This is a genomic window from Neobacillus sp. BF23-41, assembly GCF_041106275.1.
Genome location: NZ_JBGBPR010000032.1, coordinates 1 through 12,403 on the forward strand (window position 1 = coordinate 1; position 12,403 = coordinate 12,403).

Genomic DNA, 12,403 nt, shown 5'->3' on the forward strand with positions numbered 1-12,403 from the left:
CTTCGGCTAATGGTTCGCATATCCCAACGCCCATAGCGGACTTGCACCGCCTAGTTAATGAACATGCCTGGCACACAGAAAAAGGGCTACTAATATAGTAACCCCTCCTCAAGGCTTCAGTATTTAACGGTTATTGAGTTTTTATTTCAGTCCATATCTCGTTATAACGGTTACGTTCCTTAACAGGCTGCCAGAAGTTCAATTTAGAGAACATGTCGTCCATATTGTTAACATATGTTTGTTCTTGCAGGTTTTGGTCCATGAATTCTGCTGCTTTTGGATTCGCAATGCCATACGTTGTAACTTTTGCCACTTTCGCCTGTGCTTCAGGAGTTGAAATGTAGTTTAAGTACTTTTCAGCGTTGGCTTTATTTTTAGCGCCTTTTACAATCATTAACCGGTCAATCCAGCCCGTTGCTCCTTCTTGCGGGATTGTCCACTTTAGATTACGGCCCTTTGCATTTACCGCCTCAACAGTCAGCGGCCAGCCAACTGCCATGACCACTTCTTTATTCGCAAATAAATCATTAAGTTCGCCAGCAGTTGCCCAATATTTTCTAATATTCGGCTTTAGTTCTAACAATTTCTTCTTCGCTTCTTGAAGCTGTTCTTCTGACATGTTGTATATGGCGCTTTCATCTTTTTTATCCAACCCCATAATTTGTCCAACTAAGTAAATATTAGAAATGTCATCCCAAACTGATACTTTTCCTTTATACTTGGGATCCCAGAACGTACTCCAGGAAGTTGGCTCTTCCTTAATGACATCCGCATCATAAATTAAATAATCAGGTCCCCATGTAAAAGGCATACCATACGTTTTTCCATCCTTTTGCACATCCTGAAGGGAACGAAGACGCTCATTTAAGTCTCCGAAACTGTCAATTTTTTCAGTATCAATTTCCTCAACTAAGCCAGAATCGATTAGCATGGATGCTACGTCTGATGAAGGAGAGATAATGTCATATGTATCTCCGCCGCCCGATTTAAGTTTTGCTAACAGCTCATCACTAGATCCGAAGTAAGTGGCGTTTACCTTCACTCCATACTTTTCGGAAAATGCTTTAGTAAACTCCGGATCTGCATAACCCTCCCAAGTTAATAGATTTAAGGTTTTTGTTTCCTTTACTGTACTAGCGGCTTCCTTATCACTCTTTCCACACGCTGAAAGGATCATTGCTGACGCAGCAAGAACCATCATAAACTTTGGAACCTTTTTAGTAATTTTCATGTTTACCCCCTTGAGTTTATTATTAATTCTCTATCTACTCTAAGGAATGCAATTCCTATGCCAAATGTAATTAATTACATTTGTATTACTTTTTTCAGAATATATAGTATTTTTAGATTATAAAAAACTATGCAAACACGAATAATTTATGCTGTGATGCATATCGACAGGCCAGAAACTAATTTTGTTGGACCCTGATTCGATTTGAAACCCACTTTTTAAAAGAGCATAACAGAAAAATGGAACGGAATTTCAGCGATTGTTTATTGGCCAGGCATGTCATGGACAAAAGGTTCTTATTCTTATTGGAAAATAGGGCAATATACATCCTTTAGTGGAGTTGAAGGTGAACCAGAAGGCAACGTATTTTTCGCTGGCGAGCATTGCTCACAAGATTATCAAGGTTATTTGAACGGAGCTGTGGATACAGGCGAACTAGCTGCAACTGGGATATTAAAAGCTCTAAGGGGTGCAGTAGCAAAATAAACCTATGCCCGTGGTATTGACATGCTGAACATCACTTACCAGTTTCTCGACTTAGTCCCTAAGGGTCGACAGGACGACCGCGGATTACTTCATCCTGATCAATACATCGCAAAACTATGAACTGAAAAAGCGAGGTGTGGTACCTCGCTTTTTTTCGTTTCGCTTTTATATGTTATATTTCAAAATATCTCTGTATCCCCATTAAAAGATTTCATAGTTTTTTTAAGGATTCACCCCCACTATAATTCTTGCTAGATAACCACAGTTCTTCCTTATTCTAATCCATTACTATTTAAGCCGTTTATTGTTTGATGTTTAAGGATTTTTCATATATATTTTAGAAAGTTTTAAGGATTATGTGATATGGTAATTTGCAAACAGCATTTCGCATTCAAGAACAAGCCGATTAAACGGTAAACTTCTATTAAAGAATGAGCAAGAGATAGATACTGGGGTGAATATGATGTCAATTAAAATGAGGTTTCTGTTGTCCTACGTTGGAGTAGTCCTTGTTTCTATCACTTTATTATTAGCGGCTGGTTTTTTACTTATTTTTGCGGTAACAGGTGATGTAAAATCTATCGAGCATTTTTACAAAAAATCTTATGTTCAAAAACCCTTAACACCAGTAGAGGAAAGTGCGTTCCTAGATTTAAAGTTGTTGGCTAAAAATAATCCTAAGCAACTTCTATACCAAGAGGAACTAAAAAAGATTGAACAGCAAGAGATCAAGATTGTCGTAAGAAAGAATAGAAAAATAGAGTACGCTTCCCCCACTCTTGATAAGGAAGCATTGATTAAGTCCCTTCCTGGGTTTGAGGCAACGAACATTAATACGCGAGATACGATTAAAATTGAAGATTTTTTTTTCACGTATGTGAAGTTTGACTTCTATTTTTCAGATAAAAGTAAAGGAAGTATTTTTGTATTGAGAAAGGTAAGCTCCTTTGCTGAATTGACTCGTGAGTTATTTCCAATTTTATTCGGTCTATTGCTAGTTCTCTTTATAATGATTATTGGACTTTTGAACTATCTAGTTTCACGAAGCATCATCAAACCTATCTCAATTCTTAGGGAAGGTGCAGAAAGAATAAAATCAGGAGATCTAAATTTTGAAATCAAAGCTGCTTCTAATGATGAAATCGGACAGTTAAACAGAACCTTTGAGGATATGAGAATAAAATTAAAAGAGTCCGTAAATCTCCAAATTCAGTATGAGGAAAATCGAAAAGAACTTCTGTCCAATATTTCGCATGATTTGAAGACTCCTATTACTTCAATTATTGGATATGTTGAGGGGATAAAAGACGGTGTAGCTAATACTCCAAAGAAAATGGACAAGTACCTATCAACTGTGTACCAAAAAGCAATATATATGGATTCACTAATAGATGAACTGTTCTTATTTTCTAAGCTAGATTTAAAAAAAGAGCCCTTTACTTTTGAAACTGTCGAACTGGATAAATATATGGAAGACTACGTAGAAGACCTTCATCATGATTTACTTCAACAAGGGATCCGGATTGACCTTCATCTTATGGACAAACCGATAAATGTAATAGCAGATAGAGAGAAATTAAAACGCGTATTAGCCAACCTAATTAGCAATTGTGTAAAATATATGAATAAGGACCAAAAGAACATTACCATTTCTCTATTTGATGGAATCTATAACGTAACTGTACAAGTAAAAGATAATGGACAAGGGATAGAGCCTGCTGCTTTACCTTACATTTTTGATCGGTTTTACCGGGCAGAACAATCTAGAAATTCTCAGACAGGCGGAAGTGGCTTAGGACTTGCGATCACAAAACATATAATTCAAGAGCATGGAGGGAAAATGTGGGCTACAAGCAAGATAGGAAAAGGTACAAGTATCTTCTTTTCCTTAAAGAAGAAAGGTGATGTATTGTGAAAAAGATATTGCTTATTGAAGACGATGTTAGTATTTCAGAACTGCAAAGAGATTACCTAGAAATTAATCATTTTAATGTCGAAATTCAACATACTGGTGATGCAGGACTCCAACTAGCTCTTCAAAATCAATATGATTTAATTATATTGGACGTCATGCTCCCAGGAGTAAATGGGTTTGAGATATGTAAACAAATACGCGCTGTTAAAAATATTCCTATTTTGTTTGTTTCCGCTAAAAAAGACGAGATCGATAAAATTCGGGGTCTCGGTTTAGGGGCAGACGATTATATAACCAAACCTTTTAGTCCAAGTGAATTGGTAGCTAGGGTGAAAGCACATTTAGAGCGTTATAAACGTTTAGCTGGAAATCAAGCTAAAACAAATACGATTCTCGTACATGGAATTTCGATTGATAAGTCAGCGCGCAAAGTTCATATGAACAGTGAAGAAATACCGTTCACAACAAAAGAATTCGATTTGTTTGTGTTTCTTGTGATGCACCCGAATCAAGTATTAAGCAAAGAACAGCTTTATGAAAATATATGGGGGTTAGAAACGGCAGCAGATGTTTCAACTGTGACAGTTCATATCAGGAAAATTCGCGGAAAAATTGAAAGAGATCCTTCACATCCGAAATTTTTAGAAACGGTTTGGGGAGCCGGGTATCGATTTAATATTTAAATTAAATAATCTGAGGAACCGTCACAAAGGTGACGGTTTTTTTTATCAATCTTAAGAAATTTTATTAAAAAGTTTATCTTATTTTAAGAAATTATTTAGAGGGAGTTCAAGATTAAGTATTAACATAATTAAAGTAATAATTAAAAAAAGGCTGGTGAAATTCTCATGTGGAGGTGGCTAACAATATTCATTGGATGTATTTTCATTCTTCAGGGATGTGTCTCTGATAACGATGGAGATCCAAATAAACAGGAAAAAGAGTTAAAAGGAGCAATAGATGTGAATGAAAAACTATTTCAAGCTGCAGAAAACACAGAAACGGATACCTTAAGAAGATTGATTGAGGAAGGTATTGATATTAATTCACAGGACTCACAAGGGCGAACTGCCACTATGATTGCGACTTATAACAATGATGTAGAGATTGCAAAAATCCTAATTGATGCGGGGGCAGATGTCAACATCAAGGATAACAGGGAAAATACCCCCTTCCTGTATGCTGGTGCAGAAGGTTATATAGATATTCTTAAACTCACGATTGAAGCAGGTGCCGACCCATCTATAACTAACCGGTTTGGAGGAACTGCTTTAATCCCAGCTTCTGAACATGGATATGTGGATGTAATTAAAGAACTTCTTACCAGTACTGATATCGATATTAATCATGTAAATGATCTCGGTTGGACAGCTTTACTAGAAGCGATTATTTTGAGTAATGGTGACGAAAAACAGCAGCAAACAGTGCAATTACTAATAGATCATGGGGCAGATATCAACAATCCTGATCATAATAATGTGACACCTATACAGCATGCACGCGAGAAAGGATTTAAAGAGATTGAACATATTTTGCTAAAAGCAGGAGCAAAGTAACCAGAGCGTATAAGGTTCCCATCTCTAAGCACAAAACCATGTTACTACTAGAAATCATAGACACTAGTGTAAATTACACCAAAATAAAGAAATGAGGAGACGATAAAATGAACAAAAAGGATAAAATATTACCATCTATACTACTTGGGTTAACTTTAGTGATAACAGGATGCAGCACAGTCACACAAGCGAAAACGAGTGAACAGAAGCAAGAACAAACGGCAAAAAAGAGCAAAAAACAAAATAAGGAAACCAAAGGACAGGAATTGGCTAATATACTTAGTAACACAAATTGGCAAGGTACAAAAGTATATGATAAGGATAAAAATGACTTAACAAAAGAAAACGCAAACTTTATCGGCCTTGCGAAATATGACGATGAAACATCGAGATATGAATTTTTTGATAAAACGACAAAAGCAAGCCGTGGCGATAAAGGAACTTTCTTTATCACCAACGATGGAAAGATTAGAGTATTAATTTCAGAATCCATGGGTTACCAAGCTGTTGTCGAAATAACAAAACTAAATAAAGATATCTTTACCTATAAAAGAATGGGAAAAGATGCTAATGGTAACGAAGTAGAGGTATTCGTTGATCATATTCCTTATAAAGAAACAAAACTTTCCTTTACTGATCCGGACAAGAAGTTGGAAACGACTACAGGAGAAGTAGTGACAAACATTGATGGGGATAAAATTTTATCAGGCACCTTATGGCAAGGAACCGTGGCATTAGATGAAAACGGAAACGATGTATCAAGTTTTAATTCAAATTATTTAGGTCTAGCCAAATATGATAATAAGACAAATAAATATGAATTTTTTGATGCAAATACGGGTGAAAGCCGCGGTGATTACGGCTATTTCGATGTCGTACATGGAAATAAGATAAGAGCACATGTTTCCCTAGGGATGAAGTATGGTGCCGTTCTTGAACTAACAGAGCTTAATGAAAATAAATTCACATATAAGCGAAAAGGTAAAGATAAAGATGGTAAAGACATAACCATAACAGTTGAGCATAAACCTTATGATGGTGATTTTAAACTAGAATTCTCTAAGTAATTAAAAATTCCAAGCAGGACTTTAAATGTAGTCAAGAAGGGAATGGATTTCTCCGTTCCTTTTTTGTTTCCTTTAAAAAGAATTGAAATGAGTATCCCCATAGCTAAAGTTAGGGGTTTTACGCTGCTTTTTGATAAAAAAAGCTGCCACATTGACAGCTTTGGTTTTCGCAAAAGCACTTATTTGATGAACAAAGTATTGGAAACTTGGTTAAATCATCGCTATATATCCATTCTAGAGAAACCGCTACATCCCCATGCCTGGAAAACCGCCCATCCCCATGCCTGGTTGACCGCCCATTCCCATTCCTGGTGAACCGCCCATCCCCATTCCTGGTGAACCGCTCATTCCCATTCCTGGAAAACCGCCCATCCCCATGCCTGGTTGACCGCCCATTCCCATTCCTGGTGAACCGCTCATCCCCATTCCTGGAAATGACATCATACCATGTGACCCTAATGTCATGTTTTCACCTACTTTCTTTTGCATACTATGCTAAAAGAAAATATGGGAGCTTATTTCACCTATAAATTAGGCGAATTACCCACCGATTCTTTTCATTCCTTCTAAACGCATCGAGAAATCAAGTCGAAGAATCCCTTATAAGACAAGATATTGGCAATGAATTAACGAAGTTTTCTCGTGCTTCAATCGCATCTCATATAAAAGATGCCTGCAAATAAACGTATGGTTAGCTCATTTGAAAGATCTGCCCATTGGATCACATTTTAGACTAGGATAGGAATTTACTCATCAGCTTCCAAAAATTCACTACCTAAAGTCACTTTCTTATCTGTTTAGAATTATTGTATAATAACATTCAGGAAAAACAGATAAACATCAGGAATACAGTAAATTTTTATAATGGCACAAAGGAGTTAATATAGATATCAAAAAGCTACTGGCTCACCACAGAAGAAATGCTTAAAAAGAAAAAGCGCAAAAAAAACCTTACTTATAGTTTTATAGCCATTGGAACTGTTCTACTAAGCGCATTTGTAACAATCTTAGCAAACAGTATCTAACGATCTAGTAGGCAAAGCCCAATGTTAATTAACCTATAATTCCCATAAATAGTTTTGAATTTAACTTTTTTAATAAAATCTAAACGGTTTATTCATAGTTTGTTCATGATTAAGTAGTACGATAAATACATGAAGAGGACAACATTTAACTTTTTCTTTTTCATGACCCCCTTTTAATATATTTTTTGTAGATCCGGCATCTTGCCGGATATTTTTTTTTAAGAAACTTTAAGCATGCCTTATCTAAATTATTTTCAATTTTTAAAATATTTTTATTTTTAATTTTGATGTTATTACAATATAACTTGTTCGCAGTGAATCGAAATAAGCTAAATTCAGTATTTGTTTATTTTCAAGCGGTTACAAATTGCTATTGGAGAACACTTGATATACCAATATTATTTACCTTTTTTCAAATATTTTTACTATTTCATTCCCTGTTCACATGAAAAATCCACTATGTTACTATCAGAATGGGATTGGAATCGTATTATCATTAGAAGACGAAGAATAAGGAATCAAGTCATCATGCCTTCCAAACCATTGTTGGAAAAAAATATTATTTTACGAGGTGTATGATGGAAGCAATCGAATCTGCTCATAATGAAAACATGGAACTTTTACAGGAAATAGTTACTCTTAAAACAAAACTAAGCGAAATATATAATCAAATAGGTCCAAGCAGTTCCGAATATATTACACTTTCAATCAGACTTAATTTACTTATGAATAAATACTTTGAGGAAAAAACCATAACTCTAATGAATTAGGAATGGCATGGAACAGACAAAAACCCTCTTACCTACTTTTGTAGATATGGGGGTTTTTGTCTGTTGAAATTTCCTCTTAACCATGATGACTTTAAATGTATTGATTTTCATTTTTATTTTTTTCCAATACAAGTCGTATCATTTCAAAAAACAAGAAGTTAAAAAATATCCAGACACTTCCATAAACATAACCCCCAACAATATCACTCGGGAGTTTTTCAGTGGATACAATATTTGCTATGGTTAACCCCATTAATAAAACGAAAATAAATAAAGGGCCTAATACTGGCGGTATATTCGTTTTGGGATGTCGGACAATTAAAAATATGCATGTCCCATAAATAATGATTGTTAAAGTGGAACTTATATCAGGAAAATTATCTGAATGAAATTTCCCTACAAAGCCTAATGATTGAAGAAAGGAAAAAATCTGCAATATTGATTCATGAAACAGCCTAGCTCCTAAAATTGAAATGAGGAGAAGAAGATACTCTAGGATCCTGTTCTTACCTTTTCTCCAAATACGAATGATGGTTATTCCGATAATTGCACCAACAGCATATGGAGATTGAAATACTAGAAACCATTTCATCCAATTCACATAAATAGCATATTTAACCATATATTCAGCTATTTCATTAAACTGAGTAAACTCATTAAATAAATAATCTTCAGCCATTCCCAGCATTAATGTCACCATACCAATTAAAACTAAAGTGAGAAAAATAAGAAAGATCTCTGTTTTTCTTATGGTTTTTAGTCGATTTATTAACCATGTTGACAAACTAATAAAAAATGTTTTAATTTGATTTTTATTAAACCGATAGACCAAATATCCTGCTAGAAACACTGCTATAGCAATAATAAAAATTAGTAAATATTTACTTACTGCATGATGGAAAGCCTCCCAGTGGGGGCCCAAAACTTTTCCTAATGTAATAAAACAGATTTCCCATAAAAATGAACCGATATATGCAGGAATTAAAAATTTTCGAAATGGCATTCTAGAAATCCCCGCAATATAACCAGTGAAATGCCTAATCCCTGGAATAAAATAAGCAAAGACTAGCAATTTACTACCTGAACGTTCAAACCAAGTGGATGTTTTTTTATATCTTTCCGGTCCTAGGTGGATATATTTTCCGTATTTTTCAATAAGTTTATATCCCCCTGCCCTTCCAATCCAATAGGTTACAGTAATTCCCGCTCCTCCTGAAACAAAGACTGTCATCAGCGCCAAATGGTAATTCATTTTTCCCTGAAATACAAAATACCCAGCGTAACTCATTAAAAATTCGCCTGAAATAGGCAGGGCCATCAGTTCTAGAAAGATTCCTAAAAATAGAATCAGATAACTGTGCTGTTCAAATAAAGTGATTAAGTATGACAAATAAATGCCTCCAGTAATTATAAAACACTAAATAAATAATACTTAAATTTTAATTCTAAATACAATGTAGCACGAAAAATGATTTAATTTTCCAACTTAATGAATTCTTAATCTTGATTTAAGAGAACAAAAAGGATAATGGATAAAATAAAAAAGCTATTCCTTTTTTGAAAAAGTTACTAGCTTTTATACAAATGATAATAATATTAAATTTTTTTAATCCTAATTGGACTTACCATTAAGAGAGCGAGGATTAAGGTGATCCATGCATTGCTATATAAAAACAATCCCATACCAGCCAACGGCAATCCAGCAGCTGGAATAGGTAATCCTTTAAAATATCCAATGGTTGGTTTAACACTAAATTTAGCTAATCTCAATGCCCCCATCGTTGGGAAAAGGATAAATGCCAATGAAGTTAAAATGGATGGCGCAGCTATCGAATGAAATAGAAGTGCAGGAGCAACTCCGAAGCTAACAATATCAGCTAAAGAATCTAATTCTACGCCAAATTCACTATTCACTTTTAATTTTCTCGCTATTCTTCCGTCAAGAAGATCTAAAACTGCCGATAAGAAAATAAAAATGGAGGCTACTTCCAAAAAGCCACTCATATTAGAGGTAATTGAAAGAACACCGCACAATAAATTTCCAATCGTAAATAAATTAGGTATAGCTTTTACCATATGATTGAACAAGACAGCCCCCCCTAACGATAACCAATCTTCCCCATTTTAGTAGCATTTTCTAAAGATTCCTCCGTTATTCTTAAAAACAAGTTATTGAATGAAAAAAACTTGTTCTCCCTGTACTAAATCGTAACTGAGCTTTTTAATCTGTAAATGACAAAGCACCGCATTATGCGGTGCTATTTTCAGCTTTACGATTGGAAACGTAATCCCTTCAAAAAATGCTGTTTCTTTTATTAACAAACTTACGCCCAAATTAGATTGACACTATTCCTGTTCCAATCTCTCAAGAATCCTTCTTTTCCGATAAAGCATAATCCCTGTCTCAGCAAGGTCATTAATCATTGACCTGTTTGTAAATGCACCAAAAATCATCCCAGCAATAGGTACCATTTGAAACAGCTTCTTCCACCCAAACTGGTCTCTGTATGTATAAACAACCTCACGCCAGCCTTGCAGCTGCGACATCATTTCACCTGACCCGCTCCCTTGTTGATAATAGCTGGAAAGCTCATTCAAAATCGCACGTTTGCCGACAATATCGGCTGAGGAAAACTGCAGGCACTTAATTATAAAAATTCGTTCGCTTTTTTCGCTAGGATCATATCCATGAATGATAGCAATTTCCTGCAGCGTTTTTAATGAAATGCCCATCAAAGCCGGAACATCGATCGCAAGAGTAAAAATCCCGCCGATTCCGGTGCTCGCTCCTTGGATCGTCGCAAACTTCTTTCGTTGACCGGTCAACTCTTCGCTTATCTTATTCATGGCAGCTAAAGGGATCTTCTTGATATCAGCTATTTTGTTAATCGGCTTACCTGTCTCTTTTTCAATTCTATCAAATAGTTTATCTTCTTTAATTAAATAGCTGCCGCCGGTCTGAATATAGTTACCGACCTCTTCTAGTAATTTCCCCACTTTATTGTGGATGAATTGAGGAGTGATTTTATCGAGAATCTTAAATGGCAGTCGTCCCAGGCGATCCCAAATCCACAAATCACTTTGGCCATTTTCCCACTTCTCAATAACTGTTAGCTCTTTCAATAATTCATCTCTTGTTTCCATGTATTTTGAGTCACCCTCGTTTGTTTATTTTCTACAAAATTACCCTTATTCTCATTAATAAAACATACGTATGATAAATGGAAAGGTTTCATGGTTTGTGGTTTGTGGATTGTGGTTTGGTCGGTCGAGGTGTAAACACCATCATCTTCTAATCCCATTAGAAAAATCCAAAATTTCCGTCAAAAATCGATTAGCAAAGTTATTCTACCCGTAATCAAAGAAAAAAGCAGTCAGTGGTAACGATTAGAGGTTAATCGTTACCTTGACCTCGGAAAAAAGGAGGATGCCTGACCCCATGTTCAGGGCATGACAAGGCACGGAATCAAAAAAAGACAGCGAGTTATTGCTCGCTATCTCCCTTCCATTACTATTTCTTTTCTAACACATTAATAAATTCCCGTAGATAGTCAGGCAGATCCGGTGGACGACGACTAGACACAAGGTGACCGTCCGTCACAACGGGTTCGTCATACCAGATCGCGCCTGCATTTTCCATATCATCCTTAATCCCAGGGGTACTGGTTACTTTTTTTCCATCAAGGATTTTTGCAGAAACTAGTACCCAGCCTGCATGGCAGATTTGTCCGATTGGTTTTTCATCCGCATTCATCTGCTGAAGCAGAGAAAGGACTTCCGGGAAGCGTCGGATTTTATCTGGCGCCCATCCTCCTGGAACTAAGATTGCATCATAGTCTTTAGCTCTAACCTCATCATAGGCAAAATCAGAGATCGCAGGTACGCCGTATTTACCAATATATTTTTCCTTTGCTTTTTCTCCGGCAAGATGGACGACTGCCCCCTCTTCCTGAAGTCTAAGAATCGGATACCATAACTCTAAATCTTCAAAATCATTATGAACGAGACTAATTACTTTCTTTCCTTCTAATCGCATGGGTTCATGTTCCTTTCAAATGAGGGAGTATTAGTGCTTATAATCGGATCATTCAATAGCTTCATATTTCTTTTGATTATACAGGGATATGTCCTTTGCACCAAATATCTCACTTTGGTAAGAATGTTTAGTCAAAAATCTACAAATCTAATCTTTTATTTTTATTTTTGAGGAAAGTCATCATCTAAAGGTCCCCGGGAATAAAATTCAGCCCATATTTCAACTTTTCCTACGAAAATGACCTCTTCACCGACAAATTCCATTCAGAATTTGTCAATTTTTTTGTATAAATATATATTTATAGTATCAGATCGTTA

At 35.6% G+C, this 12,403-nt stretch carries 12 protein-coding genes; 6 read left to right on the forward strand and 6 right to left on the reverse strand.

Annotation, left to right across the window (positions count from 1 at the left end; translation table 11 throughout):
- Positions 1 to 130: 130 nt before the first annotated feature.
- Entirely contained in the window at positions 131 to 1,231 is a 1,101-nt protein-coding gene (locus AB7942_RS26615) for an ABC transporter substrate-binding protein (RefSeq protein ID WP_369449191.1), read from the reverse strand.
- Positions 1,232 to 1,489: 258 nt separating this feature from the next.
- Here AB7942_RS26615 and AB7942_RS26620 point away from each other — a divergent pair, with 258 nt between their 5' ends.
- The 5 genes from AB7942_RS26620 to AB7942_RS26640 all read left to right on the forward strand — a co-directional run bounded on the left by AB7942_RS26620 (position 1,490) and on the right by AB7942_RS26640 (position 6,255).
- Complete coding sequence (locus AB7942_RS26620) at positions 1,490 to 1,717, forward strand: FAD-dependent oxidoreductase (RefSeq protein WP_369449218.1); 228 nt, start codon at positions 1,490 to 1,492, stop codon at positions 1,715 to 1,717.
- A 463-nt stretch (positions 1,718 to 2,180) separates the two neighbouring features.
- The gene (locus tag AB7942_RS26625) at positions 2,181 to 3,632 is read left to right on the forward strand and encodes a sensor histidine kinase (protein WP_369449219.1); all 1,452 of its coding nucleotides are present in this window, start codon (positions 2,181 to 2,183) and stop codon (positions 3,630 to 3,632) included.
- Positions 3,629 to 4,315: a response regulator transcription factor gene (locus AB7942_RS26630; protein WP_088089859.1), complete on the forward strand. Its 687-nt coding sequence runs from the start codon at positions 3,629 to 3,631 to the stop codon at positions 4,313 to 4,315. Before AB7942_RS26625 ends, AB7942_RS26630 begins: the two co-directional genes overlap by 4 nt.
- 165 nt (positions 4,316 to 4,480) lie before the next feature.
- Positions 4,481 to 5,188 (forward strand): ankyrin repeat domain-containing protein, encoded by a 708-nt coding sequence (locus AB7942_RS26635; RefSeq protein WP_369449192.1) that lies wholly within the window; start codon positions 4,481 to 4,483, stop codon positions 5,186 to 5,188.
- Between the two features lie 107 nt (positions 5,189 to 5,295).
- Positions 5,296 to 6,255 (forward strand): DUF4822 domain-containing protein, encoded by a 960-nt coding sequence (locus AB7942_RS26640; protein WP_369449193.1) that lies wholly within the window; start codon positions 5,296 to 5,298, stop codon positions 6,253 to 6,255.
- 246 nt (positions 6,256 to 6,501) lie between these two features.
- On the opposite strand, the gene AB7942_RS26645 is transcribed toward AB7942_RS26640, so the two are convergent.
- Positions 6,502 to 6,720, reverse strand: a complete 219-nt coding sequence (locus AB7942_RS26645) for a hypothetical protein (RefSeq protein WP_369449194.1) — start codon at positions 6,718 to 6,720, stop codon at positions 6,502 to 6,504.
- A gap of 1,171 nt (positions 6,721 to 7,891) precedes the next feature.
- On the opposite strand from AB7942_RS26645, the gene AB7942_RS30615 reads away from it, so the two are divergent.
- Positions 7,892 to 8,050 carry a Spo0E family sporulation regulatory protein-aspartic acid phosphatase gene (locus AB7942_RS30615; protein ID WP_483310927.1) on the forward strand — a complete coding sequence of 53 codons (159 nt, stop codon included), beginning with the start codon at positions 7,892 to 7,894 and terminating at the stop codon, positions 8,048 to 8,050.
- Between the two features lie 91 nt (positions 8,051 to 8,141).
- On the opposite strand, the gene AB7942_RS26650 is transcribed toward AB7942_RS30615, so the two are convergent.
- The 4 genes from AB7942_RS26650 to AB7942_RS26665 all read right to left on the reverse strand — a co-directional run bounded on the left by AB7942_RS26650 (position 8,142) and on the right by AB7942_RS26665 (position 12,086).
- Positions 8,142 to 9,440: a DedA family protein gene (locus AB7942_RS26650; protein ID WP_369449195.1), complete on the reverse strand. Its 1,299-nt coding sequence runs from the start codon at positions 9,438 to 9,440 to the stop codon at positions 8,142 to 8,144.
- Between the two features lie 206 nt (positions 9,441 to 9,646).
- On the reverse strand, positions 9,647 to 10,138 hold the full coding sequence (pssA, locus tag AB7942_RS26655; protein WP_369449196.1) for a CDP-diacylglycerol--serine O-phosphatidyltransferase: 492 nt from the start codon (positions 10,136 to 10,138) through the stop codon (positions 9,647 to 9,649).
- Between the two features lie 258 nt (positions 10,139 to 10,396).
- Entirely contained in the window at positions 10,397 to 11,194 is a 798-nt protein-coding gene (locus AB7942_RS26660) for an EcsC family protein (protein WP_369449197.1), read from the reverse strand.
- 367 nt (positions 11,195 to 11,561) lie between these two features.
- A complete protein-coding gene (locus AB7942_RS26665; RefSeq protein WP_369449198.1) occupies positions 11,562 to 12,086 on the reverse strand; it encodes a type 1 glutamine amidotransferase domain-containing protein in 525 nt (174 codons plus the stop codon).
- Positions 12,087 to 12,403 lie beyond the last annotated feature (317 nt).